This window comes from Streptomyces sp. NPDC041713 (assembly GCF_055591085.1).
The window spans coordinates 244,351-271,213 of sequence record NZ_JBVIZY010000008.1; the positions used below are offsets into that span (position 1 = coordinate 244,351).

Sequence of the window (26,863 nt, forward strand, 5' to 3'; positions counted from 1 at the left end):
TTCGTCTCCATTGTGTGGGGAAGGGGCGTCCTGGTGAGGACGACTGCATAGGTATGCAGTGAGGGCCCGGGCGGAGGCGGGTATCTCCTGTCGCGGGCATGCCATTTCAGCTGGGGGAGAATCTGGCAGAGGAGTTCAGGGGGCGCAAGAGTCCGGGCGGTGTCAGTGATGCGGAGGGGAGGTGGGACCGTGGCGGGTAACGGCCGTGCTCATGCGTGAGATTGCCACTGACTGCATGATGAAACGGATGCTGGTCTGGGCCAACTCCCCGGTCGGACCCCGGGGGTCACCGCGCATTCGACGGTCGAGCGGTCGATACGCCGGGGATCGTCCCTTCAGGCATCAGGACCGCGCCCGTAGATTTTTTGCCATGAACAACACGCAGAACAGCACGCACACGATGAGCACCACGGACACCGGTCGGACCGCGAGCGCGCCGCTGACCGACAACCCCGTCCTGCGGGTCCCGCCCGCGTCACCGGCCGCGGCCGCCGCGTACTTCGGGGCGAGCCTCGCCTTCCACGCCGACGTCTCCGACGTGGCAACCGCGCTCGCCTCCGACGGCGACCCCGGTTTCGTCGTCATCGACACCCGCTCCACCGCCTCCTGGGACCAGGGCCACGTCCCGGGCGCACTCCACCTGCCCACCGCGCTGATCCCGGACCAGGCCGAAACGCTGCTCGACAAGTCGGTGCCCGTGGTCACCTACTGCTGGGGCCCCGGCTGCAACGGCGCGACCCGCGCGTCCCTGGCGCTCGCCCAACTGGGCTACCAGGTCAAGGAGATGCTGGGCGGCTTCGAGTACTGGGCACGCGAAGGCTTCGCATTCGAAACATGGGAGGGCCGCACACAACGCACCCCCGACGCCCTGACGGCACCGGTCGACGCGGACGACTGCGGCTGCTGAGGCGGCGGCGTTCGGCGGAGGGGAGCGCACCCGACGTGACGACGGGGCTCGAACTCCGCTCCCGCGCCCCGGACCGGATCCCGGCGGTCAACGGAATCCCGGATGCGCGCCGAAGCCCGGGCCCGCATCATGAGGCGGCATGACACACCCTGCGCGTCCCTCCCCGCACCCCTCCCCGCACCCCTCTCCTGACCAACTCCGCCGCGACCCGCTCCCGTTGCGCGGACGCACCGCGCTCGTCACCGGTGCGAGCCGGCGCGGCGGCATCGGTTACGCCGTCGCACGTCGGCTCGCCGCGTACGGTGCCGGGGTCTATCTGCACCACCACATCCCGCACGACGCCGCGATGCCGTGGGGCGCCGACCGCCCGCAGGACGTCGTCGACGGGGTACGGGAGGCACGCGGCGACCCGGCCTCGGCGGTCTGCGCCGGGCCCGGCGACCTGACCGAGGACGCCGCACCGGCCCGGCTGATCGAGACCGCGGCCGACGCGCTCGGCGGGCGGATCGACGTCCTGGTCGCCAACCACGCGCTGAGCGGTCGTGACGGGACGCTCGACCAGATCGACGCCTGCATGCTCGACGCGCACTGGGCGGTGGACACCCGCTCCGTGATCCTCCTCGTCCAGGCCTACGCCCGACTGCGTGCACACCTTCCGGAGCGGACCCCGGGCGGGCGGGTGGTGATGATGACGTCGGGGCAGGACATCGCGGGCGGCATGCCGGACGAGATCGCGTACAGCCTGCAGAAGGGCGCGCTGGCATCGGCGACCCGGAGCCTCGCGACCGCGCTCGCCGACCTGGCGGTCACGGTGAACTGCGTCAACCCCGGCCCCGTGGACACCGGTTACCTCACCGGTGACGCCCACGCGCGGATCGCGGGGCTCTTCCCCGCGGGCCGCTGGGGCATGCCGGACGACCCGGCCCGGCTCATCGCCTGGCTCGCGACGGACGAGGCCGCCTGGATCACCGGCCAGGTCATCGACTCGGAGGGCGGGATCCGCCGCTGACGCGTGTCGTGCCCGGCGGGGGCGGCGGGGTGCCTCAGCTCGTTTCCGTCCCGCCGCCCCGCGCCATCACAGCTTCGACAGCTCGTCGACCAGGTCGTCCAGGCCGAGTGAACCCTGTGAGAGTGCCGCCATGTGCCAGGCCTTGGCGTCGAACGTGTCGCCGTGGCGGCGTCGTGCGTTCTCGCGGCCGAGGAGCCAGGCGCGCTCGCCCAGTTTGTAGCCGATCGCCTGGCCGGGGATCGTCAGGTAGCGCGTCATCTCGCTCGCCACGTAGTCCGTGGGGCGGCTGCAGTGCGCGTCGTAGAACTCCTGGGCCAAGTCCGGCGTCCAGCGCTCGCCCGGGTGGAAGGGCGAGTCGGCCGGGATCTCCAGCTCCAGATGCATGCCGATGTCGACGATGACCCGCAGCGCGCGCATCATCTGGGCGTCCAGATAGCCGAGCCTGCGCTCGGGGTCGGTGAGGAAGCCCAGCTCGTCCATGAGCCGCTCCGCGTACAGCGCCCAGCCCTCGGCGTTGGCGCTGACCATGCCCACGCTCGCCTGGTAGCGGGAGAGGTCCTCCGCGACGTGCGCCCACTGGGCCAGTTGGAGATGGTGGCCCGGCACGCCCTCGTGGTACCAGGTGGAGACGAGGTCGTAGACCGGGAACCGGGTCTCGCCCATCGTCGGCAACCAGGTGCGGCCGGGGCGCGAGAAGTCCTCGGTCGGGCTCGTGTAGTAGGGGGCCGCCGCGCCGCCGGGGGGAGCGATGTGCGACTCCACCTTCCGTACCCGCTCGGCGAGTTCGAAGTGCGTGCCGTCCAGCGCGTCGATCGCCTCGTCCATCAGCTGCTGCAGCCAGACCCGCACCTCCTCCACCCCCTCGATGTGCGCGCCGTGCTCGTCGAGATGGGCGAGCGCCACCCACGGCGTGGCCGCGCCGGGCAGGATCTTCTCGGCCTCGGCGCGCATTTCGGCGAGCAGCCGGTGGAACTCCGACCAGCCGTACGCGTACGCCTCGTCGAGGTCCAGGTCGGTGCCGTTGCACTCACGGGACAGCCGGGCGTAGCGCTCGCGGCCCACGACGTCGGGGGCGCCCTCGATCGCGGGAGCGTAGACGTCCCGCATCCAGTCGCGCAGCGCCACCACCGACGCCGTGGCGGCCCGCGCCGCGGTGTCCAAGTCGGCGCGCAAGGTGTCGGGGCCAGCGGACGCGAAGTCCTCGAACCAGCCGCGGCCACGCGCGTCCCCGCCGACCTCGCCCGCCCACTCGGTGAGCTGCCCGATGAAGGTGGCCGTCGGGCGCGGCGGCCCGAACAGCTTGCGTTCCAGGCCGAGTTCGAGGCAGGCGCGATAGCCCTCCAGAGCGGCGGGCACGGCACGGAGCCGCTCGGCGATCGCCGCCCAGTCCTCCGCCGTCTCCATGGGGGTCACGGTGAAGATCTCCCGCACCTGGTGCGGGACCGTGTGCAGATTGCCGACGGCGCGGAGCCCTTCGTCCGCCTCGTACACGGCCAGCTGCGCGGTGAGCCGCTCGCGCAGCAGCCGGCCGCAGCGGCGCTCGACCTCACTGTCCGCGCCGGGCCTGCGCTCCGCCTCGTCCAGCCGGGCCAACGTGGCGCGTGCCACCCGGGCCAGGGCCTCCTGACCCTCCGGAGAGGTGTCGGGAAGCCGGCTGTTGCTCTCCTGGACGCCGAGATACGTGCCCGTGATGGGGTCGAGGGCGATGAGCTCGTCGACGAAGGCGTCCGCGACGGCGCGGGGCAGGGGACCGGTGTTCGCATGGGAGGTACTCGTGGCTGACATGCGGACATCCTCGTACGGCGAGGGGGCGCGCGTCACCATGATTCACTGACCGGATCCAGCACTTCCCCGGCCGCCGCGTCGGGCGGGAGCAGCGGACCGCAGGCCCACTGCTGGAAGATCAACCGCGTCTCCACGCGCGCCACTTCGCGCCGCACGGTGAACTCGTCGAGAACGAGCCGCTGGAGATCCGCAGGGCTCGCCACGGCCACGTGCACCAGGAAGTCCTCGGGCCCGGTGAGGTGGAACAGCGACATCGACTCGGGAAGGGCCCTGACCCGCTCCACGAACGGCCCCACGAGATCGCGGCGGTGCGGCCGCACCTGCACGGACAACAGCGCTTCGAGGCCACGGCCGAGCTTCGCCGGATCGAGCCGCAGCTGGTGTCCGAGAATCACCCCCGAACGCCGCAGCCGCGTCACGCGGTCCAGACACGTGGAGGGCGCGACGCCGACCTGCGCCGCGAGATCGCGGTACGTGGTCCGGGCGTCGTTCTGCAGCAGACGCAATATGTGGAGGTCCACCGGGTCCAGTGCGACGGAATCGGCCATCGGCCGAACGTAGCACGGTGATCCGTCGCCGGTCCCCGGCGGATGTTCAGCCTGAGCGGCATGGAAGCGAACACCGGGACAGCCCCGCACGAGCCCCTCGTCGGCACCACGTCACCGCTGCGCGCCCTGGCCACCGAGGCCGTGCACGCGGGCCGGGACGATCTGGCCGAAATCGGCCTGCACGCCCCGCCGATCGATCTTTCCACGACCTACCCCTCACGGGACAGCCGCGCCGAGGCCGCCCGCATCGACGCCTTCGCCGCCGAAGGAGCCCTCGACGACGGACCGCCCGTCTACGCACGGCTCGGCAACCCGACCGTCGCCCGCTTCGAGACCGCCCTGGCCCGGCTCGAAGGGACCGAGAGCGCGGTCGCGTTCGCCAGCGGCATGGCCGCGCTGACCGCCGTCCTCCTCATGCGGGGCGCCGCCCGCCTGCGCCATGTCGTGGCCGTCCGGCCGCTGTACGGCTGCAGCGACCACCTGCTCACCGCGGGCCTGGTCGGCACCGAGGTCACCTGGGTGGACCCGGAGGGCATCGCCGACGCCATCCGTCCCGAGACGGGCCTGGTGATGGTCGAGACGCCCGCCAACCCCACCCTCGCCGAACTCGACCTCGGCGCGGTCGCGCGGGCGTGCGGCACCGTGCCGCTGCTCGCCGACAACACCTTCGCGACCCCCGTGCTGCAGCGGCCCGCGGAGAGCGGCGCCCGGCTGGTGCTGCACAGTGCCACGAAGTACCTGGGCGGCCACGGCGACGTACTGGGCGGGGTCGTCGCCTGCGACGAGGAGTTCGCGCGCGGGCTGCGCCAAGTGCGGTTCGCCACGGGCGGGGTGCTGCACCCGCTCGCCGGATATCTGCTGCTGCGCGGCCTGTCCACCCTGCCGGTCCGGGTGAAGGCGGCGTCGGCGACCGCGGCGGAGCTGGCGCGGCGCCTCGCCGACGACCCGCGGGTCGCCCGCGTCCACTACCCGCGGCTCGGCGGCGCCATGATCGCCTTCGAGGTGGAAGGCGATCCGCACGAGGTGATCGCCGGCGTACGGCTGATCACCCCGGCGGTGAGCCTCGGCAGCGTCGACTCGCTCATCCAGCACCCGGCGTCCATCAGCCACCGCGTCGTGGACCCGGCGGACCGGCGCTCGTCCGGCGTGAGCGACCGGCTGCTGAGGATGTCCTGCGGCCTGGAGGACGTCGAGGACCTGTGGACCGACCTGGACCGGGCGCTCGGCCCGATCTCGGGCGGCGCCCCCGCCGCGGCATCCGTCACGACGACGGTCAGCGCTCCGCCTGCCCACGGTGACCGACCCGGTCGTCGCGATGCCGAGTGGAGTCGTACGGCAGCCGCGAACTGACCGGAGTCGCGTCGAGGCGGGCCGTGATCACCAGCGTGCCCTCCTCGATCTGGTAGTCGAGCGGCAGCCCGAGGCCCCGCATCGCGGCCACCATGCCGGTGTTGGACGCCTGCGTCACCGCGTACACGCTCTCGCAGCCGGCCTCCACCGCCATCGTCACCAGGCGGCCCAGGAGTTGGCCGCCGATGCCGCGCCGCTGCCAGTCGTCCTCGACGAGCAGCGCGACCTCGGTCTCGTCGCCGTCCCAGAGGAGGTGCCCGAGGCCGACGATCCGCCCCGAGGCAGTGCGCACCGCGAGCGTGCGGCCGAACCGAGGGCTGAGCAGGTGGTGGAGGTAGCGGTCGGCGTCGCGCACGGGACCGTGGTAGCGCAGGTCCAGCGTGCGCGGCGAGCAGCGCTCGTGCATGGCCTTCGCGGATTCGACGTCGGCGGTGTCGGCGCGCCGCACGGTGATGGAGTTGCCCTCGGGGAGCGTCAGGACGTCCTGGCTGTGCGGAATGCGCGGGCCGAGCCGCGTGTCCAGCTCCACCAGCGCCCGGGCGCGCGCGAACTCCGTGGGGGTGAACGGCAGATACGGCCGCTCCACGGTGATGACCTCGCCCTCCGGCCCGTTCAGCCGCAGCACCGTCCCGTCCAGTACGCCGTCGCCCGGTGCTCCCTCCGGGGCCGCGGCCTCGTCCCCGCGCGCCACGGAACGCGCGGCGGCGGGCTGCGAGCGGATGGTGCAACGGCCGAGCAAGTGCCGCAGGGCAAGCGGGAGTTCGGCGGCGTCGAGCGCGGTACGGGTGGCCAGGCCGAGGATGCGGGTGGGGGCGTCCACCAGATCGTGGGCGTCGGCGCGCTCGATCCAGGTGCCGGTGCCGCCGGCCCGGGCGATCGACCGGGTGATGTCGGAGCCGGACAGCTCCGCGGGGGCGCGCAGCAGGAACTCGTCCACGGTGCCGTCGGCCAGCGGGTGTGCCTGCAGGCTGAGGATGTCCACGCCACGCTCGGCGAGTACGACGCACAGCGCGGCGAGCGATCCCGGCTCGTCCCGCACGGTCGTACGCATCCGCCACAGCGTGGTCGCCTGGGATTCCCCGGGAGCCGCGGGGGAGGGCGTCGCGGGCCCGGCCTGCACCGCGTCCGCGGGCGGCCGGGCGCCGGTATCGTGCGCCGCCGGCGGGGCGTGGTTGTGGCGCCGCGCCCACCATGTGTGGAAGCCGACCGTGGCGAGGAGCACCACGGCCGACATCACCAGGAGGACGGGCCCGTCCGGGCCGTGCCCCACCATGTTCGCCACCGCGTCGGCCACCGCCACGGCGGTGAACAGGGCGGCCAGTTCGACCACGTCGCGCCGCCAGTGATGGACGGGGCGGCCGTGCTTGGTGCGTCGTGTCACGTCAGACAGGTCGGTTCTCATGTGGCCACTGTGCTCGACCGGTGTTGCGTGGTCGCGAACGCCCTGTGACTGATGGGTAAAGAGGCCGTCTGACCCTTTTGGCGGGTGTGTTCCCGTGGGGGCACGGGGTGTGCTCCCGTGCCCCCACGGCTCGGGTCACCGCCCGAACCGTCCCGGTCGGTCACTGCCCCTGCCGGCCCGGCCGGTCACTGCCCCACCCGTCCCGGCTGCAGCACCTGCGTGAACAGGACGTCGCCGCCCTCCTGCCGCAGTCGTACCGTCAACTCGCCGCTGCCGCCGTCGATGTCGACCTCGCCGAAGTACTGCGGGGTCTCCACCGGCGAGGTGTTCGCCCGGCTCGGTGCCTTGATGAACTTGTGCTCGGGACCGAACGTCCCGTCGAGCTGCGTGGCCGGGAAGCCGCCGGCCGCCAGCGGCCCGGACACGAACTCCCAGAACGGTGCGAAGTCCTTGAAGCCCGCGCGCGAGGGGTCGTAGTGCTGCGCCGAGGTGTAGTGCACGTCGGTGGTCAGCCACAGCGTTCCCGTGATCCTGCCGTGCTTGATGTGCCGCAACAGCTCGGCGATCTGCAGCTCGCGGCCGAGCGGGGCGCCGGGGTCGCCCTGCCCCACGGCCTCGAAGTTCACCCGGCCGTCCGACACGACGATGCCCAGCGGCATGTCGGAGGCGATGACCTTCCACACGGCCCGCGAGCGGGACAGCTCGCGCTTGAGCCAGGCCAGCTGGCGGGCGCCGAGGATGCCGGTGGTGTCGTCGGGCTGTCTGCCCGGCGAGTTGGCGTTGCGGTAGGTGCGCATGTCGAGGACGAACACGTCCAGGAGCGGCCCGTGCCGCATGACCCGGTACACCCGGCCGTCCTCGTCGCCCGGCGGCAGGGTCGACACGGGGAAGTACTCGCTGAACGCCCGCAGGGAACGGCGCGCGAGGACGTCGACGCTCTTCTCCGTGTACCGCTGGTCGTCCAGGATCTGCCCCGGGTACCAGTTGTTGTGCACCTCGTGGTCGTCCCACTGCACGATGGACGGTACCTGCGCGTTGAACCGCCGCAGGTTCTCGTCGAGCAGGTTGTAGCGGAACGCGCCGCGGAACTCCGCGAGGGTCTCGGCGACCTTCGACTTCTCCTCGGTCGTGACGTTCCGCCACACGCTTCCGTTGGGCAGGGTGACGCTGGGCAGGACGGGGCTGTCGGCGTAGATGTTGTCGCCGCTGCACAGGAAGAAGTCCGGGTCGCGCCTGCGCATCTCCTCGAAGATGCGGTAGCCGCCGCGGTCGGGGTTGATGCCCCAGCCCTGGCCCGCGATGTCGCCCGACCACAGGAAGCGCACGTCCTCCTTGCGGCCCTTGGGTACCGTCCGGAACGTGCCGCCGACCGGCCGGCCGGTCCGCCGCGGATCGTCCGGGTCGGCGAGCAGCACCCGGTAGTGGATCTGCTCACCGGCGGGCAGCCCGTGCAGGCGGGTCGTCCCGGTGAAGTCCGTGTCCGGGCCGAGCAGGGGGCCGTGCCACCGGCGGGGATTGCGGAACGACTCGGTGGCCGATGTCTCCACGATCATCCGGGCCGGACGGTCGGACCTGGTCCAGACGAGCCCCGCGTGCGCCGTCACGTCCCCGGCCTGCACCCCCCACCCGGCCTCCGGGCGTCCCGCGAGGGCGAGCGAAGGGGCCGCCCCCGCCAGCGCGGGCACGGCGAGCGCCGCCGGCACGGCGAGCGATCCGCGCAGCACGCTGCGGCGGCGGGGCGACGGGCTGGGCTCACGTTGCGACATGAATGCGCCTCCAGTTGACGGGTGCGACCAGTGTGCGGGCGCCCGGCCGGTACCGCGCCACAGCGTCCACGCGAACCACAAGTGAACAACTCCCGTCATGCACGGGGGAACCGCCGCGCGGGAACGTCCCCGAAGCACGCGGCATGGAGAGAGGGCGCGTGGAGCCCCCGCCCCGGTGCGCGTGGAGCCCCCGCCCCGGTCCACGGTCCTACGTCCTGCGGCCGGACCCCTGGGGACGTACGACCGATGGCCACAAGATCCACACCCTCCTACGCTCGGCACCGGAGCGCGCCACCCCGGCGTGCCGCGCCGAAGGGGGAACCTCGTGCCGGTCAACGGTCACAGTCACATCCGCATCGCCCGCCCGAGCCGCGACCTGGCGACAGCCGAACGCTTCTGGGTCGACGGACTCGGGCTCTCCGTGCTGTACCGGGCCGAGAGCCACGGCGTGCCCGGCGAGCACGATCTGCTCATGGTCGGCTGGCCCGACGCCTCCTGGCACCTCGAACTCGTCTACGAAGCAGACGCCCCGGTCGACCCCCGCCCCACCGAGGAGGACCTGTTGGTCGTCTACGTCGACGGAGAGGTGCCCGGGGAACTGGTGGCCCGGCTGGAGGAGCGCGGCGGGAAGCGGGTGACGTCCCCCAACCCCTACTGGAACGAGTGGGGTGTCACCGTCGAGGACCCGGACGCCTACCGTCTGGTGCTCTGCACGCGCGGGTGGTCCAACTCCTGAACCGCCGCCCGTGTGGGGTCCAGGTCCTGAACCGCCCGCGCCAGCAGCCCCACCCCCTCGCGGATCCGGGCCGTCGACAGATGCGCGTAGCCGAGGACCAGGCACACCTCGTCCGGAGCCGCGGACGCGGTGCCATGGGCCGTCACCCCCTGTTCCCTCGGCGCGTCGTAGTCGCTCAGCGGCCGCACCGCGACGCCGGCCGCGGCGGCCCGTGCCAGGAAGGCGTCCTGCGGTCCCCAGTGGCCGGGCAGCCGGGCGATGACGTGCAGGCCCGCCGCGATCCCGGTGACCCGCACGCCCGGAAAGTGCTGCTCCAGCGCGGCCACGAGTGCGTCCCTGCGGTCGCGGTAGGCCCGCTGGCAGCGGCGCAACTGCCGGTCGTAGTCGCCGCGTTGGACGAAGCGGGCCAGGCAGCTCCTGGTCGAGGGAGGGGTTGCCGAGGTCCATCACGCGCTTGCGTTCGACGACCTCCTCGGTGAGGCCGTCCGGCACCAGGAGCCACCCGAGGCGCAGCCCCGGGGCGAGTGATTTGCTGACCGAGCCGGTGTACGCGACGTGTTCGGGGTCGAGTCCCTGGAGGGCGCCGACCGGGGCACGGTCGTAACGGAAGTCGCCGTCGTAGTCGTCCTCGATCACCAGCCCGTCGACGGACCGCGCCCAGTCGAGGAGTTCTGCGCGCCGCTTCGCGGAGTAGGCGATGCCGGAAGGGAACTGGTGGGCCGGTGTGGTGACGACGGCACGCACCTCGCGCTCGCGCAGGGCCTCGGGGAGCACGCCCTCGTCGTCGAGAGGGACGCCGACCGGGGTGATCCCGGAGGCGGCGAGGAGTGTCGCGTGCTCGGGGCTGCCGGGGTCCTCGACGCCCGTCGCGGTGTGCCCGCGCGCGCGGAGCGCCAGCGCCAGCAGGGTCATGGCCTGGGCCACTCCGGAGCAGACGATCACGCGCTCCGGCTCGGCGACCACACCGCGGCGCCGCGCCAGGAGGTCGGCGAGGACCGTACGCAACGTGGGCAGCCCGCGCGGATCCGGATAGCCCAGCATGTGGTGCGGCAGTTCGGCGAGCACCTGACGGTGGGCGGTCGCCCAGGCGGAGCGCGGGAACAGCGACAGGTCGGGAACGCCGGGAAGGAAGTCCACGCGCGCGTGCCCGTCGCGCGGCGCCAGGTCACGCACCGCGGGCACCGCCGCCCGCGCCGCGTCCCCCACCCACGTCCCCGCGCCCCGGTCGCTGCGCAGATAGCCCTCGGCCGTCAACTGCTCGTACGTCTCCGTGATCAGGCCGCGCGAGACGTCCAGGTCGGCGGCGAGCTCGCGACTCGAGGGCAGCCGCGTGCCCGCCGTGAGCCGCCCCGAGCGGACGGCCTCGCGCAGGGCGGAGCGCAGGCTGCGGCCACGGGTGCGCGCGGGGGCGGCCGCGGCAGGCAGCAGCAGCTCCCACGCGGCGTGCCACTCCGCGCGGTCGTCGGCGCTCTGTGCGGCCACCGGGAATCCCTCCTCGATCGGGGACGGATGGACGAACGGGCGGTGGTGTGCGGTCGGTTCGGGGCAGTCGCTCCGTGTCGTCGCGCGGACCCGTGAGGAAAGTGGTCCCCGAACACACCGTGGAAGTGGACCTTAAGGGGGACCGCCGCGCTTCCTAACGTCGGGGCATGACCACGAACTCCTCCCGCGGGGCACTCCTCGCGGGCCTCGCCTGCCTCCTCGTGGGCGGCTCATTCACCGCCAACAGCCTTCTGGGCGCATACCCGTACACGGGCGGCCAGTTCCTCCGCTACGGCCTGGCCTGTCTGCTCCTCCTGCCCTGGCTCGGCGCCGGCGGCACCGCCCCGCTGCGCCGGCTGCGGCCCTCCCAGTGGGGGCGCCTCGCGCTGCTCGCGGCCGTGGGCATGGTCGGCTTCAACATGGCGATCCTGGCCGCCGAGCAGTCGGCGGAGCCGGCCGTACCGGGTGTCTTCGTAGGCTGCGCCCCCGTTGTCGTCGCCCTCTTGGTGCCGCTTCTGGACCGGCGCACTCCCCAGCGGGCCGTCCTGCAGGGCGCCCTCCTGGTCGCCGCCGGGGCGTTCGTCGTGCAGGGATGGGGCCGTACGGACGCGGCCGGGCTGCTCTTCTCGGTCGGCGCCCTCGCGGGCGAGGTCGGCTTCGCGGTGCTCGCCGTGCCCGTGCTGCGCCCCCTGGGGCCCAGGCTGCTCGCCGCCACCGTATGTGCGGTGGCCGCCGTCGAGTCGGCCGTCCTCGGGCTCGTCCTCGACGGCGGCGGGTTCCTCCGGTGGCCCGACCGCACCGAAGGGGCCGCCCTGTTGTGGCAGGCGGTGATCGTCACCGTGGTCGGCTTCGTGCTCTGGTACACGGGCCTGCAGAGCATCGGCGCCGAGCGGGCCACGCTCTTCTCGGGCCTCATCCCGGTCGCGGCCGCCTGCACGGCTCCGCTGGTGGGCACGGGCACGTACGGGGCACCCCAGGCCGTCGGCAGCGCGCTCGTCGGCGCAGGGGTGGCCCTGGGCTCGGGAGTGCTCGCCCGCCGTCCGTCAGCGGCGGCAGGTGTCGAGGATGACGCGGGAGACGAGCGCCGGGTCGTCGTTCATCGGGACGTGGCCGCAGCCGGGGAGCCGGATCAGCCGCGCGCCGGGGATGGTGTGCTTGGCGCGGATCCCCTGGCGGCGCAGCAGCAGCCGGTCCCGGGTGCCCCAGGCGACGGTGACCGGGACATCCGTCACGTCGTCCCGGAAGAGGACGTCGCGGCCGGCCGCCAGCGTCGCGTCGAAGGCCGTCGCGTCCCGCAGCGCGAGCGTCTCGGCGACGACGGCTCCCGGTGAACGGCGCCAAGGGCGGGCGTAGATGGTGCTCGTGAGGGCGGCACGGCCCGCCGCGCTGCCGGACAGTCGCTCGATGGCGGGAAGCGGCAGCACGCGCGCGCCCTGCCGCATCCCGAGGAGGGTGGCGAACGCGTACCGGCGCTCCGCGGGCGTCCAGAAACCGGCGGGGGACAGGGCGGTGACGGAGCGGACCAGCTTCTCGCGGCCCAGTTCGAGGGCGAGCAGCCCGCCCAGGGAGTTGCCCGCCACGTGCGGGCGCTCCACGTCGAGCGCCTCGCAGAGCGCGCCGAGGACCGGCACGACCGTGGCGAGATCGTGCGCGAAGCCGTCCGGCAGGTCGGGCGAGCGCCCGAACCCCGGCAGGTCCACCGCGATCACGTCGTGCTCGGCGGCCAGGATCTCCAGGACCGGATCCCAGGCCTGCCGGTGGTGGCCTATCCCGTGGAGCAGCAGCAACGGCTCGCCCGCGCCCGCCCGTTCGTAGGAGACCGTCACGGTGCGGGTGCCGTGGGGCGACGCGACATCGAAGGACACCTCTGCGGCCATGACTGCTCCTGTCCCCGCCGTCGGGCGACGGCTCCTCGGTACGTTAGACACGCTGTCAGCAACAATTACCGCTCAGTAGGCCGCAGTTCAAGCCCCCGCACGAGGTTCGGTCCACCCGGTGCCGTACCCGCTCCACCTGGACACCCGCACCCCGGTGGGTTGGGATGGAAGGGTGGCTACCGACAGCATGACCGACGTCTTCGAAGAGCACCGTTCCGTCCTGATGGGCGTCGCCTATCGCATGCTCGGCCGCGTGGTCGACGCGGAGGACGTCGTCCAGGAGGCCTGGCTTCGGTGGTCGACGTCGGACCACGACAGCGTGCGCGAACCGCGCGCCTACCTGGTGCGCATCACGACGCGCCTCGCCATCGACCGCCTGCGCCATGTCCAGTCCCGCCGTGAGGCGTACGTGGGGCCGTGGCTCCCCGAGCCCTGGGTCACCGAGTTCGGCCCCGCGGTCCCCGACACCGCCGAGCGTGCCGTGCTCGCCGACTCCGTATCCCTTGCGGTGCTCGTGGTCCTGGAGTCCCTCTCGCCGTTGGAACGCGCGGTGTTCGTGCTCCGGGAGGCCTTCGGGTTCCCCTATGCGGAGATCGCGCTCACCCTCGAACGCAGTGAGGCCGCGGTGCGCCAGCTCGCGGGGCGCGCCCGCAAGCACGTCGACGCCGGTCGGCCCCGCTACAAAGTGGACCCCGCCGAGCGCCGCGACCTGACGGAGCGGTTCCTCGCCGCGGCGAGCGAGGGCGACCTGGACGGGCTGATGGCGCTGCTCGCGCCCGACGTCCGGCTGATCGGCGACGCCGGGGGCAAGAACAAGGCTCCGCTGCGCGTCCTGGAGAGCGCGGACAAGGTGGGCCGCTTCCTGCACAGCACCGCGGCCAGTGTCATCCGGGCCGCCCGCGAGGTGGAGTTCCGTTTCCTGGAGGTCAACGGAGCCGAGTCCGCGTACCTGATCATCGACGGCAAGCCCGACAGCGTCTTCCAGCTCGACGTCGGCGACGGGCGCGTCCAGAGCGTCTACATCATCCGGAATCCGGACAAGCTCACGAGCCTCGCCCGGTAGAGACCCGGCGCCCCGCCGCGCTCGGCGGCACGTCCACGCAGTGCAGAGCCCCCGTCCGACCGGGCGGGGGCTGTGTCGTGCGGTCGTCCTCGGCCGTTCACCCGACCGTGGCCGATTACGCCCGCTTGGCCGCACGCGAACTCCGCGTGAATGCTCTGTGGCATCACCCCTGTGCACCCTGTAACCGAACGAGGATTGGTCTTGACCAAGGGTGGGAGCGGCTCTATGGTCGCAGAGATAGTGCAGGAACCTTTAATAAACAAGGGCGCTAAAACGCCGCCGGTTCAACGGCGATTGCGGAGGACAGGGTGGGGACCACGCAGCTCGAAACGGTGCCGGAGCCGAAGTACTGGCACCTGAAGACGGTGCTCAGTGAGGCGCTCGACTCCGAATTCGCCGTAGGGGAGATCCTGCCGAACGAGCGTGATCTCGCTGCCCGCTTCGGTGTCGCCCGCGCCACGCTCCGGCAGGCGCTGGAGCAACTGGAACTCGAAGGCAGGCTGCAGCGCCGCCGTGGCGTGGGCACCACCGTCGCCCCGCCGCGCATGGGCGTGGCCGTCGGATCGGCGCAGGGCACCTGGCCCGGCGCGGCCGGCGACGCCTGGCAGCTCGCGGACTGCGCGCCTGCCGTCCCGCCCGCGGACGTGGCCCGCATGCTGGAGACCGTCGCGGACGAGCAGGTGCACGTGGTGCGCCGCTCCCGCGTCTCCGAGGGCCAGCCCGTCGCGGCCGAGCTGCTGTACGTGTCGACGTCGGCCGTCGCCGAACTGACCGGCATGGACGAGCCGTCCGGGGCCGCACGCGCGCGTGTCGTCCTGCGCGAACTCGCCCGACTCGGCCTGGAAGGCCAGGACCGGGCCGTCGAGCTCGGCTCGGCCCGCGCCGACGACGCCCGCGCCCTCGACCGTCTCCCCGGCGCGCCGGTGCTTGTCGTGACGACCCGCTTCTTCGCCGAGGGGCGCACGGCCGCGGTCTCCGTGGCCACCTACCGCGCGGACACCTGCAGGCTCACCTTCGGGGACGCCGGTGGCGTGGAGATCCGCCACGAGCGGCACGCCTCCTGATCACGCGGACCGGTGCCCGCCCCGGCACCGGTCATGACCCGCGCCCGGCACGCCACGTGCCGGGCGCGGGGCGTTTCCGGCTCCCGGCTCACCGCCGCGCGGTGACCGTCCCCTCGACGGCGAACAGCTGCTCCTCGACATGGTCGAGCGCCAGCCGCAGCGCCCCGGTCGCCACCACCGCGTCGCCGAGCAGCGACAGCGCCACCCGCGGCGGCCGCAGACAGTAGCGGGCCAGCTCACGGTGGAGCGGTTCGAGGACGCCGTCGAGCCCCGCCGCCCAGCCGCCGACGACGACCAGTTCGGGATCGAGGGCGAGCACGAGGGCCGCCACGTCGTGCACGAGCCGCTGGATGAAGCGTTCCACGGCGGCCCGGGCCCGCTCGTCGCCCCCGCGCGCGTGGGCGAAGACCTCCGCGACCGCCTGCTCGTCGAGGGGGTGCAGCGGCTCGTCCGTGGTGGAGAGCAGCGTCTCCGGAGTGACCTCACGGCCGAGGAGGTGCAGCGCGCCGATCTCCCCCGCCGCGCCCCCGTACCCCCGGTGCAGCCGCCCGCCGATCAGCGACCCGGCCCCCGGGCTCAGCCCCGCGAGGACGAACACCACGTCGTCGGTGTCGGCGGCCGCGCCCTTCCAGTGCTCGGCCACGGCCGCCGCGTTCGCGTCGTTCTCCACAAGCACCGGGCACTTGAACGACCGGCGCAGCCGTTCGCCCAGCTGCAGGCCGTTCCACTCGGGCAGCGCGGTGCTCAGCCGCACCGTGCCGTCCGCGTCCAGGATGCCGGGGCTGCCGACCCCGACGGCGCGCAGCGAGCTGCGGGCGACCCCGGTGCGGCGCAGCAGATCGGCGACCACGGTGCGCACGCGCTCCAGCCGGTCGTCCGCGGAGGCCTCCTCGGAGACGCTCTTCGACGCCGTGCCGAGCACCTTGCCGTCCAGATCCGCGATGACGGCGGCCACCCGGTGCGGGCCGATCTCCAGGCCGAGGAGATGCCCCGCCTCCGCGCGGAATCGATACTTCCGTGCGGGCCGCCCCTGACGGCGGGCGCCACCATCGTCGGCCGCCGACTCCACCACGAGCCCGGCCTCGATGAGCCCCTCGACGACCCCCTCGACGGTGGGCCGGGAGAGCCCGGTCACACGGGTGATCTCCGTGAGCGTCGCCAAATCCGCGGCGCGCAGCGCGTGCAGCACCACCGCGGAGTTGATACGCCGCAACAGAGAGGGGTCCCCGCCGGTCAGCCGCCCCAACGTCCTACCTTCCAGCTCGTGCGCATGATGGCCGGATCGTACTCGCCGCACGGGTCCGCGGCGAGTGCCGGGCCCGCATTTCCCCTGCGTACGGCCGTCATCCGGGCGAGACGAAGCCGGACTCGTACGCGACGATGACCGCCTGCGTCCGGTCGCGCGCCGCCAGCTTCGCCAGCACGGAGCTCACATGGGACTTGACCGTCTCCGTGCCGACCACCAGGCGGGCGGCGATCTCCGCGTTCGACAGGCCGCGCGCCATCAGCCGCAGCACCTCCGCCTCGCGCTCGGTCAGCGCCGCCCGGTCGAGCGCGGCCCGCGCCTCGGCGTTGCCCCGCTCCTTGCCGTGCTCGCCCGCCAGTTGCCGGACCGCCGCCGGGAAGAGCAGCGACTCACCCTCGGCGACCAGCCGCACGGCGTGCACGATCTCCGCGGGGCGGGCGCGCTTCAACAGGAACCCGTCGGCACCGGCGCGCAGCGCCTCGTACACGTACTCGTCGTTCTCGAAGGTCGTCACCACGAGGATCTTCGGCGGGTCCTGCACCGTGCGCAGCACGGCCCGGGTGGCCTCGATGCCGTCGAGCAACGGCATCCGGACGTCCATCGCGACGACGTCGGGCCGCAGCTCGCGGACGAGGGGGATCACCGCCGCGCCGTCCGCCGCCTCGCCGACGACGTGGATGTCCGGCTGTGCCTCCAGGACGGCGCGCAGACCCGCGCGTACGAGGGGTTCGTCGTCGACCAGGAGCACTGTGACCGGCATCCGGCCAGCGTAGATCACCCGAGGGGCAGCTCGACGTGCACCTGCCACTGGCCGTCGTCGAGCGGTCCGGTGGTGGCCCTGCCGCCGAGCAAGGTGGCCCGCTCCCGTATGCCGCGCAGGCCGCTGCCGCCGCGCCCCGTCGAACTGGTGGCGCGGGGGAGGGTGTTGCGGACGTCCATCACCAGGCGTGCGTCGTCGACGGTGATCCGCAGCCGGACCGGGACCGGACCGGAGTGCCGCAGCACGTTCGTCAGGGACTCCTGGAGCATGCGGTAGCCCTCGCGGGACACGGGGCCCGGCAGCCGTTCGACCGGTCCCGATATCTCCGCGTCGACCTCGGCGCCCGAGGCGCGCGCCGAGTCCAGGAGCCGCTCGGCGTCGGTGAGTGTCGGCCGGCCGCTCGCGGGCCGCCCGTCCTCGCGCAGCACCCGCAGCACCCGCTCCAGGTCCTCGAGGGCGGCCCGGCCGGTCTCCTCGACGGCCTCCAGGGCCCGGTCGGTGAACTCGGGGTCGGCCGCGGCCCGCGCGGCGCCCGCCTGGACGACGGCGACGGTCAGCGCGTGGCCGATGGAGTCGTGCAACTCCCGTGCGATGCGGTTGCGTTCGAGGAGCTGCTCGGTGCGTTCCTCCAGGGCGGTGAGGCGTTCGGCGGGGGAGGGGCCGAGGAGGCGGGGCGCGGCCCAGGTGATCACCCGCCCCGCCGCGACGAGCATCAGCACCTCCGCGAGCACCAGGAGCAGCGCCAGCGGCAGTCCACCCCAGCCCAGGTACGACACCGGCAGGATCAGCCCGTCGCTCTCCGGCGGCTCGTCGGTCGCGCCGAGCACCATGAAGACGGAGCCGATGAGCTGCCCCGTGAGCAGGACCGTCGCGCACCCGACCTCCAGGCGGAGCACCAACCAGGCGGCGGTCCTGGCCCGCTCGCGCCACGAGGCGGACGCCGCTACAGAGATGCCCGGATCCGTCTCGTCGCCCTCCCCGCGCGCGTGCGGACCGGGGAACAGCATCATCCGGGCCTGCAGTCCCTCGGCCCGCCGCATGGCGGGCACCATGCCGGCCACCACCATCAGGGGGATGGGGTCGAGCACCACGAGCAGCCAGCCCGTCGGCGTGGGACTGCTGAGCCCCGGATAGATCGAGGCGCAGACCCACACGACCCCTGAACCGATGAGGAGATGCAGCCACCGCGTGTAGGTGACCGCACGCGTCAGCGGTCTCAGGAAGCCGGACATGGCGCCATCGTGCCAGGCCCGCGCCGCCGCACGGCTCCCCCGCACGGGGGAGACGATCTCCCCGCGCGGGGGAGGCGCACCGGTGCGTACGGCGGCCAGGCTGACGCCCATGACCAGCATCGACGTCCAAGACCTCACCAAGGAGTACGGCACGACCCGGGCCGTGGACGCCCTCACCTTCAGCGTCCGCCCCGGCCGGGTCACCGGCTTCCTCGGCCCCAACGGCGCCGGCAAGTCGACCACCATGCGGCTCGTCCTCGGGCTCGACCGCCCCACCTCCGGATCCGCCACCGTGGGCGGCCGCCTCTACGCGTCCCTGGAGGACCCCCTGCGCCATGTCGGGGCGCTCCTCGACGCCCAGGCGCCCCATGGATCCCGCACCGCCCGTGACCACCTGCGCATCCTCACCGCGACCAACCGGCTGCCGGAGGACCGGGTGGAAGAGGTCCTCGACGAGACGGGGCTCGCCTCGGTGGCGGGCAGGCGGATCAAGGCGTTCTCGCTGGGCATGCGGCAGCGCCTGGGCATCGCGGCGGCCCTGCTCGGCGACCCCGAGGTCGTGATGCTGGACGAGCCCTCCAACGGCCTCGACCCCGAAGGCATCATCTGGATCCGCGAGTTGCTGCGCCGGCTTGCGGCGGAGGGCCGCACGGTCCTCGTCTCCAGCCACCTCATGAACGAGACCGCCACCTTCGCCGACCACCTCGTGGTCCTGGGGCGCGGCAGGCTCCTCGCGGACACGTCCATGCGCGACTTCATCGCGGCACACAGTCGCCCGAGAGTGCGGGTACGGGCGGCGGATCCGGAGCGCCTGCGGTGCCTCTTGAGCGACCGGGGATACGTGCTGGGGGAGGCGCACGACGGACGCTGGACGGTCGACGGGGCGCAGGCCGCGGAGATCGGCGCGCTCGCCGCCACCGCGGGCATCCCCGTCCTCGAACTCGCCGACGAACACGCCTCCCTGGAGCAGGCCTACCTCGCCCTGACGGCCGACGAGACCCCGTTCGCGGCGGCCGCCCCCATCCCCCGCCAGGAGGCCTGACGATGTCGCACACCGCCGCCCCCGCCGCACTCCCCGTCGCCCGCGCCGAGTGGCTCAAGATCAAGTCGCTGAGGTCCAGCCTGGTCTCACTCATCGTCGTCTTCGTGGCGACGGTCGGCATCACCGCACTGGTCTTCGCGACGGTCGGCCGGGCGGAGGCCGACAACGCCGACGCCGAACCGCTCTTCGACGCCTTCTACGCCCTCAACTTCGGGCAGATCGCGGCCATCAGCTTCGGCACGACCGCCGTGTCCTGCGAATACACCAGCGGCGCCCTGCGGATCTCCCTCACCGCGGTGCCGCGCCGCGGACTCTTCTATGCGGCCAAAATGGCGGTCATAGGGGGTCTTGCCCTGCTCGTCGGTCTCGCCACGAGCTTCGGCACCTTCCTGATCGGGCAGGCCTTCCTGGGGGATGACGCCATCGGTCTCGGCCACCCCGGCGCGGTACGGGCCTGCGTCGGTGGAGGCGTCTACCTGTCGCTGATGGCGCTCCTCGCGGCGGGGCTGACCGCCGTGCTGCGCAGCGGAGTCGCCGTCCTGAGCATCCTGATCCCGTTCACCCTGATCGTCTCGTTCGTGGTCGGTGACGTGACGAGCGGAGTCGCGGGCTTCCTGCCGGACAAGGCGGGGCAGCAGGTACTGCACGAGACCACGGCCGGAGCCCTCGGTCCCTGGTCGGGGCTGGCTGTGTCCGCGGCCTGGGCGGCCGCCGCGCTGCTCGCCGGTTGGTGGGCGGTGCGGCGCAGGGACGCATGAGTTCACCCTGGAACACGACGTCACACTGGATCACGACGTCACCCCGGATCACGACGTCCGTCCGCCCGTCCGCCCGTCCGCCCTTCCACCTTGGCTCGTGACGCGTTGTCAGTGGCGCCCGCTTTACTGGACGTCATGAGCACCGCACAGCATCTCGCCGTGATCGACCTGCTGCGCTCCCGGGAGTTCTCCGCGGAGCACGGCAGGTCGCAGTGCGGCAGTGAGGGCCCCGGGTTCCACATCGCCGAGTTACTGACCAGCGAGACGTTCTGGGAGGACGACGGCACGCGTCGGCACCTCGTCGAGGAGCAGTACGACGCCGAGCGCGACGCCCTGACCGTCCTCCTCGCCGACCGGTGGGGCCCGCCGCAGAGGTTCAGCCTGGCGAGCCTCTTCGAGCGCACCGTGGCCGTGGACTTCGGCGACGCGGACGAGGAGATACCGGAGCCGTGGGCCCAGTTGAGCGCCTGCGTGCCCGACCTCCACCTCTGGCGGGCGGACGGCCGCTGGATAGCCCTCGGCGTCGCCCAGTGGGACAAGGAGCTGCCTTTTCAGCTGCTCGCCGTGGTCACGGAGACCGACCCGCCATGAGGGACGGCTGCCCCGGCCCCTCAGACGAGGCCGAGCGAGCCGTCGGGAGTCCGCTCGAAGTGCCGGGCGACGTCCGCCTCGGTGACCTGGGCCAGCTTCGCCGGCGACCAGCGCGGCGTGCGGTCCTTGTCGACCACCTGGGCGCGGATGCCCTCCGCCAGGTCGGGGGAGGCGAGCGCCGCGCAGGAGACGCGGTACTCCTGCTCCAGGACGGCCTCCAGGGACGGCAGTTCCCGGGCCCGGCGCAGCGCCGCCAGGGTGACCTTCAGGGAGGTCGGTGACTTGGCGAGGATCGTCTCGGCCGCTTCCTTGGCGTGCCGGTCCCCGGACGCGTGCAGCCGGTCGACGATCTCCTCGACGGAGTCCGCGGCGTAACAGTGGTCGATCCACTCCCGGTGCGCGGCCAGTTCACCGGCGGGAGCGGCCGTCGCGAACTGCCGTACGGCGTCGGTCACCTCGGTGTCCGTGAGCGCCGCGGTGAACTCCGGGAGTCGCTCGGACGGCACGAAGTGGTCGGCGAGGCCGCACAGCAGCGCGTCGCCCGCGCCCACCGGCGAACCCGTCAGCGCGAGGTGCGTGCCGAGCTCACCGGGCGTACGCGTCAGGAGGTACGTCCCGCCCACGTCGGGCACGAAACCGATGCCGGTCTCCGGCATCGCCACCCGGGAGCGCTCGGTGACCACCCGCACGCTCCCGTGCGCCGAGACGCCCACGCCACCGCCCATCACGATGCCGTCCATCACCGCGACGTACGGCTTCGGGAAGCGGGCGATACGGGCGTTGAGGAGGTACTCGTCGTGCCAGAAGGCGGCCGAGGCGGCGGGGCGCCCGGCGCGGACGTCGTCGTGGATGGAGCGGATGTCACCGCCGGCGCACAGCCCGCGTTCCCCGGCCCCGGTGAGCACCACGGCCGCCACCGCCTCGTCGTGCTCCCACGCGTCGAGGGCGTCCGCCATGATCCGGACCATCGCGTGGTTCAGGGCGTTGATGGCCCGGGGGCGGTTCAGGACGAGGTGCCCGGCGCGGCCTTCCCGGCGCAGCAGGACGGGGGCTTCGTCGGCGGTGGCGTTCATGGTGCGGGTGGCTCCGTTCACGTGGGACGCGTCGTCGGGCTGCCGCCCTGGAACGCGTCGAGGATCTGCTCGGCGGCCGAGGTCGCCGTCAACGTACCCTCCCGTACGCGCTGCTCCAGCTCAGGGGTGACCCCGCGCACCGCGGGGTGGTCCCGCAGCCTGCCCAGCAACTCGTCCCGCACCATCGCCCACGTCCAGTCGATCTGCTGGTCGCGGCGTTTCGCGGCGAGGCGGCCGGACGAGTCGAGCAGGGCGCGGTGCTGCTCGATCCGGTCCCACAGGGTGTCGAGGCCGCTGGACTCGCGGGCGCTGCAGGTGAGCACCGGCGGGGTCCACGCCGCGTCGGCCGGATGCATGAGGCGCAGCGCGCCCGCCAGTTCACGCGCCGCCGAGCGCGCGTCCCGTTCGTGCGGGCCGTCCGCCTTGTTCACGGCGATGACGTCCGCGAGCTCCAGGACGCCCTTCTTGATGCCCTGCAACTGGTCGCCGGTGCGGGCCAGCGTCAGCAGCAGGAACGTGTCGACCATGTTCGCCACGGCCGTCTCCGACTGCCCCACGCCCACGGTCTCCACGAGCACCACGTCGTAGCCGGCCGCCTCCATCACCACGACGGACTCCCGCGTCGCCTTGGCGACACCGCCGAGTGTGCCCGCGGAAGGGGACGGGCGGACGAAGGCCGCGGGGTCCTGCGAGAGCCGCTCCATCCTGGTCTTGTCGCCCAGGATGGAGCCGCCCGTGCGCGTCGACGACGGGTCGACGGCCAGCACCGCGACCCGGTGGCCGAGCGAGGTGAGCATCGTGCCGAGGGCGTCGATGAACGTGGACTTGCCGACGCCCGGCACCCCGCTGATGCCGATCCGCCGCGCCCGCCCGCTGTGCGGAAGCAGCTCGGTGAGCAACTCCTGCGCCAGCTCCCGGTGGTGCGGCCGCGTGGACTCGACGAGCGTGATGGCGCGCGCGATGAACGCGCGCTTCCCGTCGAGGACGCCCTTCGCATACGTGTCGATGTCGATCGTCACAGCCATGGGTCGGCGCTCACCGGCTCACAGCGTGTGGCCGAGGTCGGCCGCGAGGCGGTTCACCAGGTCGTACGCCGCGTCCGGGATCACCGTGCCGGGCGGGAAGACCGCGGTGGCGCCCGCCTCGTGCAGCGCCTCGACGTCCTGCGGCGGAATCACCCCGCCCACCACGATCATGATGTCCTCGCGCCCCTCGGCGGCCAGCTCCTCGCGCAGCGCCGGTACGAGGGTGAGGTGCCCCGCGGCCAGCGAGGAGACGCCGACGATGTGCACGTCCGCCTCGACGGCCTGGCGCGCGACCTCCGCCGGGGTCTGGAACAGCGGGCCGACGTCGACGTCGAAGCCCAGGTCGGCGAAGGCGCTGGCGATGACCTTCTGGCCGCGGTCGTGGCCGTCCTGGCCCATCTTGGCGACCAGGATGCGCGGCCTGCGCCCCTCGGCCTCGTCGAACGCGTCCACCAGCGTGCGCGTCCGCTCGACGGACGGGGACTGGCCTGCTTCGGTGCGGTACACACCGGAGATCGTACGGATCTGGCCCGCGTGCCGCCCGTACACGCTCTCCAGTGCGTCGGAGATCTCACCGACCGTGGCCTTCGCGCGGGCGGCGTCGACCGCGAGGGCGAGCAGGTTGCCCTCGAGACCCTGGCCGGAGCCGCGCTGGGCCGCCGAGGTCAGCGCGCGCAGCGCGTCCTGGCACGCCCGCTCGTCGCGCTCCTCGCGCAGCCGCCGCAGCTTGGCGATCTGCTGGGCGCGCACCGAGGAGTTGTCGACCTTCAGGACGTCGATCTGCTCGTCGCTCTCCACCCGGTACTTGTTGACGCCGATGACCGGCTGGCGCCCCGAGTCGATGCGCGCCTGCGTGCGCGCCGCGGCCTCCTCGACGCGCAGCTTCGGGATGCCGGCGTCGATGGCCTGCGCCATGCCGCCCGCCGCCTCGACCTCCTCGATGTGCTGCCAGGCACGGCGCGCCAGGTCGTACGTGAGCTTCTCGACGTAGGCGCTGCCGCCCCACGGGTCGATGGTCCGCGTCGTCCCCGACTCCTGCTGGATCAACAGCTGGGTGTTGCGGGCGATGCGGGCGGAGAAGTCGGTCGGCAGGGCGAGCGCCTCGTCCAGGGCGTTGGTGTGCAGCGACTGGGTGTGGCCCTGCGTCGCCGCCATCGCCTCGACGCAGGTGCGTGTGACGTTGTTGAACACGTCCTGCGCGGTCAGCGACCAGCCCGACGTCTGCGAATGGGTGCGCAGTGAAAGGGACTTGGCGTTCTTCGGGTCGAACTGCTTGACCAGCTTGGCCCAAAGGAGGCGCGCCGCGCGGAGCTTGGCGACCTCCATGAAGAAGTTCATGCCGATCGCCCAGAAGAAGGAGAGCCGCGGCGCGAACGCGTCCACGTCCAGGCCCGCCTCCTGGCCGGCGCGCAGATATTCCACGCCGTCGGCGAGGGTGTACGCCAGCTCCAAGTCGGCCGTCGCGCCCGCCTCTTGGATGTGGTAGCCGGAGATCGAGATGGAGTTGTAGCGCGGCATCTTCTGCGAGGTGTACGCGAAGATGTCGGAGATGATCCGCATCGAGGGCTTCGGCGGATAGATGTAGGTGTTGCGGACCATGAACTCCTTGAGGATGTCGTTCTGAATGGTCCCGGCCAGCTTCTCGGGCGGTACGCCCTGCTCCTCGGCCGCCACAATGTAGAGCGCGAGCACCGGCAGCACGGCGCCGTTCATCGTCATCGACACCGTCATCTTGTCCAGCGGGATGCCGTCGAAGAGCTGACGCATGTCGTAGATCGAGTCGATCGCCACGCCCGCCATGCCGACGTCACCCGTCACGCGCGGGTGGTCACTGTCGTATCCGCGGTGCGTGGGCAGGTCGAAGGCGACGGAGAGGCCCTTCTGGCCGGCCGCGAGGTTGCGGCGGTAGAAGGCGTTGGACTCGTCGGCGGTGGAAAAACCCGCGTACTGCCGGATGGTCCAGGGCTGGTTCACGTACATCGTCGGGTACGGACCGCGCAGATACGGCGCGACGCCCGGGTACGTCCCGAGGAAGTCCAGGCCCTCCACGTCGGCGCCGGTGTACAGCGGCTTGACGGCGATGCCCTCGGGCGTCTCCCACAGCAGATCGCTCTCGGACCTGCCGGTGGACTCATTCACCGCCGTGCGCCACTGCTCGTGCGACCCGTGGGCGCCGGTGCCCGCGTCCAGGTCGATGGAGGAGAAGTCGGGGATCCGCATTACGCCACTCCCATGCGGTCGAGGGCGGAGGAGAGCACGGCGACGGCGTCACAGCCCGCGAAGACGTACGCGTCGACATCGGCGTACTCCCCGCGTCCGGCCAGGAACACCCGCTCCGCGCCCGCCGACTTGAGGGCCCGCGCGACGGCGTCGGCCTGTTCGGCGTAGAGCGCGTCGCTGGAGCACAGACACGCCACGCTCGCGCCACTGGCCCGGAACGCCTCGGCGGCCGTGCCGGGGTCCACCGTCGCGGGCTCGTGGACGGCCTCGATGCCGCCCGCCTGGAAGAGGTTGGCGGCGAACGAGGCCCGCGCGGTGTGCGCGGCCGCGGGGCCGAGCGCGGCGAGGAACACCTTCGGGCGCGCACCGGTCCGGGCGAGGTGGGCGTCCGAGCGGGCGCGCAGCGCCTCGTACGCCTCGTCGCGGCGCACCCGGGGCAGCCCGCCCGACGGGCCGGCCGGCGCGGCCTCGCGCTCCACCGGACGCTCGACGAGCTGCGGGAACTCGCTGACGCCGGTGATGGGTTCACGGCGCTCGGCGAGCTTCTTGCTGCGCTCGGCCCAGGTGGCGGCGAGGCGTTCGCCCACCATCCCGGAGCGCAGGGCCGCCGCCTGGCCGCCCGTGCGCTCGATCTGCTGGAAGAACTCCCAGCCCGCCTGCGCGAGTTCGTCGGTGAGCCGCTCCACGTACCAGGAGCCGCCCGCCGGGTCGATCACCCGGGCGAGATGGGACTCCTCGATCAGGATCGTCGACGTGTTGCGGGCGATGCGGCGCGCGAACGCGTCGGGCAGGCCCAGGGAGTGGTCGAACGGCAGCACGGTGACGGAGTCGGCGCCGCCGACGCCCGCACCCAGACAGGCCACGGTGGTGCGCAGCATGTTCACCCACGGGTCGCGGCGGGTCATCATCACCGGTGAGGTCACCGCGTGTTGCCGCTGCGCGCCCGCCGCGGCGGAGCCGCACACCTCGGCCACCCGCGCCCACAGCCGCCGGGCCGCGCGCAGCTTGGCGATGGTCAGGAACTGGTCGGCGGTGGCCGCGTAGCGGAACTCCAGCTGGGCGCAGGCCTCTTCGATCGAGAGCCCCGCGGCGGTCAGCTCCCGCAGATAGGAGACGCCCGTGGCGAGCGAGGCGCCGAGCTCCTGCGCCGCCGAGCCGCCGGCCTCGTGGTAGGGCAGCGCGTCCACGGTGAGGGCCCGCACGCCGGGGTGGCGCCGTACGCACAGCCGCGCCAGCTCCACGGCCTCGGCCGGGTCCAACGCCTCGCCGGTACGGGCCTCGTGGGCGAGGACGTCCGCGCCGAGGGTGCCGCGCGCCGACTCCGCGGGGACGTCCGCGGTCTCGTACAGGTCGAGCAACGCCCGTGCCGCCGGGCCGAATTCGGCGCCCGCGTCCAGCGCGATCGGCGCGAGGTCGAGATAGACGCCCTTCAGCGCCGACGCCAGAGCGGAGACCGGGACGCCGTTCGCGCCCACACCCAGCCACACGGACGTGACGCCGTTCTCCAGGTCCCCGAGGACGGCCTCGTTCGTCCGGGCGGGGTCGGAGCCCGTGTGGCGCTGCCGCACGTCCCAGCCCGCCGCCGCGGTGCCGCCGGGTGTGCCACCCCGTACGAAGGGGGCAAAACCGGGATGTCCGACATCGGGTGTCGCGTCGCGGGCGGTGTACAGGGGGCGGGTGGTGAGCCCGTCCTCGAGGGCGGTGGACAGCGCTTCCTCGGCGGCCGTCCCCGATGCGTCCTTACCCGATTTGCGCAGCACGCCTTCCACAAGGCGCTGCCACTGCTCATGGGTCGCATCAGGGAACTCGGCGGCCAGCGGAAGCCCGTCGTCAGGCAGGACCGTCATGCCCCGATGCTAGGGCGCAACCCATGGCACGCGGTGCCATCAAGGGCTGTGACCTTGCCCTCTTCTGATCGCTCTTGATC

At 72.8% G+C, this 26,863-nt stretch carries 21 protein-coding genes and 2 pseudogenes; 10 read left to right on the forward strand and 13 right to left on the reverse strand.

The window, feature by feature from the left end; translation table 11 throughout:
- Positions 1-400: 400 nt before the first annotated feature.
- Complete coding sequence (locus ACZ6CV_RS24885; RefSeq protein WP_469253030.1) at positions 401-907, forward strand: rhodanese-like domain-containing protein; 507 nt, start codon at positions 401-403, stop codon at positions 905-907.
- Between the two features lie 139 nt (positions 908-1,046).
- Positions 1,047-1,916 carry an SDR family oxidoreductase gene (locus ACZ6CV_RS24890; RefSeq protein ID WP_469252916.1) on the forward strand — a complete coding sequence of 290 codons (870 nt, stop codon included), beginning with the start codon at positions 1,047-1,049 and terminating at the stop codon, positions 1,914-1,916.
- Between the two features lie 66 nt (positions 1,917-1,982).
- On the opposite strand, the gene ACZ6CV_RS24895 is transcribed toward ACZ6CV_RS24890, so the two are convergent.
- Positions 1,983-3,701 carry a DUF885 domain-containing protein gene (locus ACZ6CV_RS24895; RefSeq protein ID WP_469252917.1) on the reverse strand — a complete coding sequence of 573 codons (1,719 nt, stop codon included), beginning with the start codon at positions 3,699-3,701 and terminating at the stop codon, positions 1,983-1,985.
- A gap of 32 nt (positions 3,702-3,733) precedes the next feature.
- Positions 3,734-4,249, reverse strand: a complete 516-nt coding sequence (locus ACZ6CV_RS24900) for an Lrp/AsnC family transcriptional regulator (protein WP_469252918.1) — start codon at positions 4,247-4,249, stop codon at positions 3,734-3,736.
- 60 nt (positions 4,250-4,309) lie between these two features.
- Between ACZ6CV_RS24900 and ACZ6CV_RS24905 the strand changes: the two genes are divergently transcribed.
- A complete protein-coding gene (locus ACZ6CV_RS24905; RefSeq protein WP_469252919.1) occupies positions 4,310-5,599 on the forward strand; it encodes a trans-sulfuration enzyme family protein in 1,290 nt (429 codons plus the stop codon).
- Here ACZ6CV_RS24905 and ACZ6CV_RS24910 read toward each other — a convergent pair.
- Positions 5,523-7,001, reverse strand: coding sequence for a GNAT family N-acetyltransferase (locus ACZ6CV_RS24910; protein WP_469252920.1), 1,479 nt, complete (start codon positions 6,999-7,001; stop codon positions 5,523-5,525). The genes ACZ6CV_RS24905 and ACZ6CV_RS24910 overlap by 77 nt on opposite strands.
- A 185-nt stretch (positions 7,002-7,186) precedes the next feature.
- The gene (locus ACZ6CV_RS24915; RefSeq protein WP_469252921.1) at positions 7,187-8,767 is read right to left on the reverse strand and encodes an alkaline phosphatase D family protein; all 1,581 of its coding nucleotides are present in this window, start codon (positions 8,765-8,767) and stop codon (positions 7,187-7,189) included.
- 325 nt (positions 8,768-9,092) lie between these two features.
- Between ACZ6CV_RS24915 and ACZ6CV_RS24920 the strand changes: the two genes are divergently transcribed.
- Positions 9,093-9,503 (forward strand): VOC family protein, encoded by a 411-nt coding sequence (locus tag ACZ6CV_RS24920; RefSeq protein WP_469252922.1) that lies wholly within the window; start codon positions 9,093-9,095, stop codon positions 9,501-9,503.
- On the opposite strand, the pseudogene pdxR reads toward ACZ6CV_RS24920, so the two are convergent.
- Positions 9,461-11,003, reverse strand: a pseudogene (gene pdxR, locus ACZ6CV_RS24925) (MocR-like pyridoxine biosynthesis transcription factor PdxR). The gene ACZ6CV_RS24920 and the pseudogene pdxR overlap by 43 nt on opposite strands.
- Positions 11,004-11,152: 149 nt before the next feature.
- Between pdxR and ACZ6CV_RS24930 the strand changes: the two are divergent.
- Positions 11,153-11,941: pseudogene (locus ACZ6CV_RS24930) on the forward strand (EamA family transporter); the annotation flags it as partial.
- 87 nt (positions 11,942-12,028) lie between these two features.
- Here the strand turns inward: ACZ6CV_RS24930 and ACZ6CV_RS24935 are convergent.
- A complete protein-coding gene (locus ACZ6CV_RS24935) occupies positions 12,029-12,862 on the reverse strand; it encodes an alpha/beta fold hydrolase (protein WP_469252923.1) in 834 nt (277 codons plus the stop codon).
- 172 nt (positions 12,863-13,034) lie between these two features.
- Here ACZ6CV_RS24935 and ACZ6CV_RS24940 point away from each other — a divergent pair, with 172 nt between their 5' ends.
- Both ACZ6CV_RS24940 and ACZ6CV_RS24945 read left to right on the forward strand, forming a co-directional pair.
- Positions 13,035-13,925, forward strand: a complete 891-nt coding sequence (locus ACZ6CV_RS24940; protein ID WP_469252924.1) for an RNA polymerase sigma-70 factor — start codon at positions 13,035-13,037, stop codon at positions 13,923-13,925.
- 308 nt (positions 13,926-14,233) lie between these two features.
- Positions 14,234-14,989: a GntR family transcriptional regulator gene (locus ACZ6CV_RS24945; protein ID WP_362373335.1), complete on the forward strand. Its 756-nt coding sequence runs from the start codon at positions 14,234-14,236 to the stop codon at positions 14,987-14,989.
- A gap of 88 nt (positions 14,990-15,077) precedes the next feature.
- On the opposite strand, the gene ACZ6CV_RS24950 is transcribed toward ACZ6CV_RS24945, so the two are convergent.
- The 3 genes from ACZ6CV_RS24950 to ACZ6CV_RS24960 form a co-directional block, all read right to left on the reverse strand.
- Entirely contained in the window at positions 15,078-16,235 is a 1,158-nt protein-coding gene (locus tag ACZ6CV_RS24950; protein WP_469252925.1) for an ROK family transcriptional regulator, read from the reverse strand.
- Positions 16,236-16,332: 97 nt separating this feature from the next.
- Positions 16,333-16,995 carry a response regulator transcription factor gene (locus ACZ6CV_RS24955; RefSeq protein ID WP_362373331.1) on the reverse strand — a complete coding sequence of 221 codons (663 nt, stop codon included), beginning with the start codon at positions 16,993-16,995 and terminating at the stop codon, positions 16,333-16,335.
- A 14-nt stretch (positions 16,996-17,009) separates the two neighbouring features.
- Positions 17,010-18,227, reverse strand: coding sequence for a sensor histidine kinase (locus tag ACZ6CV_RS24960; protein WP_469252926.1), 1,218 nt, complete (start codon positions 18,225-18,227; stop codon positions 17,010-17,012).
- Positions 18,228-18,336: 109 nt separating this feature from the next.
- Here ACZ6CV_RS24960 and ACZ6CV_RS24965 point away from each other — a divergent pair, with 109 nt between their 5' ends.
- The 3 genes from ACZ6CV_RS24965 (at position 18,337) to ACZ6CV_RS24975 (ending at position 20,618) form a co-directional block, all read left to right on the forward strand.
- Positions 18,337-19,269 (forward strand): ATP-binding cassette domain-containing protein, encoded by a 933-nt coding sequence (locus ACZ6CV_RS24965; RefSeq protein WP_469252927.1) that lies wholly within the window; start codon positions 18,337-18,339, stop codon positions 19,267-19,269.
- 2 nt (positions 19,270-19,271) lie between these two features.
- Positions 19,272-20,027 (forward strand): ABC transporter permease, encoded by a 756-nt coding sequence (locus tag ACZ6CV_RS24970; RefSeq protein ID WP_469252928.1) that lies wholly within the window; start codon positions 19,272-19,274, stop codon positions 20,025-20,027.
- Between the two features lie 135 nt (positions 20,028-20,162).
- Positions 20,163-20,618 (forward strand): hypothetical protein, encoded by a 456-nt coding sequence (locus ACZ6CV_RS24975; RefSeq protein WP_469252929.1) that lies wholly within the window; start codon positions 20,163-20,165, stop codon positions 20,616-20,618.
- A gap of 20 nt (positions 20,619-20,638) precedes the next feature.
- On the opposite strand, the gene ACZ6CV_RS24980 is transcribed toward ACZ6CV_RS24975, so the two are convergent.
- The 4 genes from ACZ6CV_RS24980 to mutA are packed head-to-tail and all read right to left on the reverse strand — an operon-like array spanning position 20,639 to position 26,783.
- A complete protein-coding gene (locus ACZ6CV_RS24980) occupies positions 20,639-21,691 on the reverse strand; it encodes an enoyl-CoA hydratase/isomerase family protein (protein ID WP_469252930.1) in 1,053 nt (350 codons plus the stop codon).
- Between the two features lie 17 nt (positions 21,692-21,708).
- Positions 21,709-22,716, reverse strand: coding sequence for a methylmalonyl Co-A mutase-associated GTPase MeaB (meaB, locus tag ACZ6CV_RS24985; protein ID WP_469252931.1), 1,008 nt, complete (start codon positions 22,714-22,716; stop codon positions 21,709-21,711).
- A gap of 18 nt (positions 22,717-22,734) precedes the next feature.
- Complete coding sequence (gene scpA, locus ACZ6CV_RS24990; protein WP_469252932.1) at positions 22,735-24,936, reverse strand: methylmalonyl-CoA mutase; 2,202 nt, start codon at positions 24,934-24,936, stop codon at positions 22,735-22,737.
- Positions 24,936-26,783, reverse strand: a complete 1,848-nt coding sequence (mutA, locus tag ACZ6CV_RS24995) for a methylmalonyl-CoA mutase small subunit (protein WP_469252933.1) — start codon at positions 26,781-26,783, stop codon at positions 24,936-24,938. Before mutA ends, scpA begins: the two co-directional genes overlap by 1 nt.
- Between the last annotated feature and the right edge of the window lie 80 nt (positions 26,784-26,863).

What these genes read in the sequence shown, in the direction of transcription:
- ACZ6CV_RS24885 (WP_469253030.1), top strand. Translation starts at nt 401, where the DNA reads ATGAGCACCACGGACACCGGTCGGACCGCGAGCGCGCCGCTGACCGAC.
- ACZ6CV_RS24890 (WP_469252916.1), top strand. Translation starts at nt 1,047, where the DNA reads ATGACACACCCTGCGCGTCCCTCCCCGCACCCCTCCCCGCACCCCTCT.
- ACZ6CV_RS24895 (WP_469252917.1), bottom strand. Translation starts at nt 3,701, where the DNA reads ATGTCAGCCACGAGTACCTCCCATGCGAACACCGGTCCCCTGCCCCGC.
- ACZ6CV_RS24900 (WP_469252918.1), bottom strand. Translation starts at nt 4,249, where the DNA reads ATGGCCGATTCCGTCGCACTGGACCCGGTGGACCTCCACATATTGCGT.
- ACZ6CV_RS24905 (WP_469252919.1), top strand. Translation starts at nt 4,310, where the DNA reads ATGGAAGCGAACACCGGGACAGCCCCGCACGAGCCCCTCGTCGGCACC.
- ACZ6CV_RS24910 (WP_469252920.1), bottom strand. Translation starts at nt 7,001, where the DNA reads ATGAGAACCGACCTGTCTGACGTGACACGACGCACCAAGCACGGCCGC.
- ACZ6CV_RS24915 (WP_469252921.1), bottom strand. Translation starts at nt 8,767, where the DNA reads ATGTCGCAACGTGAGCCCAGCCCGTCGCCCCGCCGCCGCAGCGTGCTG.
- ACZ6CV_RS24935 (WP_469252923.1), bottom strand. Translation starts at nt 12,862, where the DNA reads ATGGCCGCAGAGGTGTCCTTCGATGTCGCGTCGCCCCACGGCACCCGC.
- ACZ6CV_RS24955 (WP_362373331.1), bottom strand. Translation starts at nt 16,995, where the DNA reads ATGCCGGTCACAGTGCTCCTGGTCGACGACGAACCCCTCGTACGCGCG.
- ACZ6CV_RS24960 (WP_469252926.1), bottom strand. Translation starts at nt 18,227, where the DNA reads ATGTCCGGCTTCCTGAGACCGCTGACGCGTGCGGTCACCTACACGCGG.
- ACZ6CV_RS24965 (WP_469252927.1), top strand. Translation starts at nt 18,337, where the DNA reads ATGACCAGCATCGACGTCCAAGACCTCACCAAGGAGTACGGCACGACC.
- ACZ6CV_RS24970 (WP_469252928.1), top strand. Translation starts at nt 19,272, where the DNA reads ATGTCGCACACCGCCGCCCCCGCCGCACTCCCCGTCGCCCGCGCCGAG.
- ACZ6CV_RS24975 (WP_469252929.1), top strand. Translation starts at nt 20,163, where the DNA reads ATGAGCACCGCACAGCATCTCGCCGTGATCGACCTGCTGCGCTCCCGG.
- ACZ6CV_RS24980 (WP_469252930.1), bottom strand. Translation starts at nt 21,691, where the DNA reads ATGAACGCCACCGCCGACGAAGCCCCCGTCCTGCTGCGCCGGGAAGGC.
- meaB (WP_469252931.1), bottom strand. Translation starts at nt 22,716, where the DNA reads ATGGCTGTGACGATCGACATCGACACGTATGCGAAGGGCGTCCTCGAC.
- scpA (WP_469252932.1), bottom strand. Translation starts at nt 24,936, where the DNA reads ATGCGGATCCCCGACTTCTCCTCCATCGACCTGGACGCGGGCACCGGC.
- mutA (WP_469252933.1), bottom strand. Translation starts at nt 26,783, where the DNA reads ATGACGGTCCTGCCTGACGACGGGCTTCCGCTGGCCGCCGAGTTCCCT.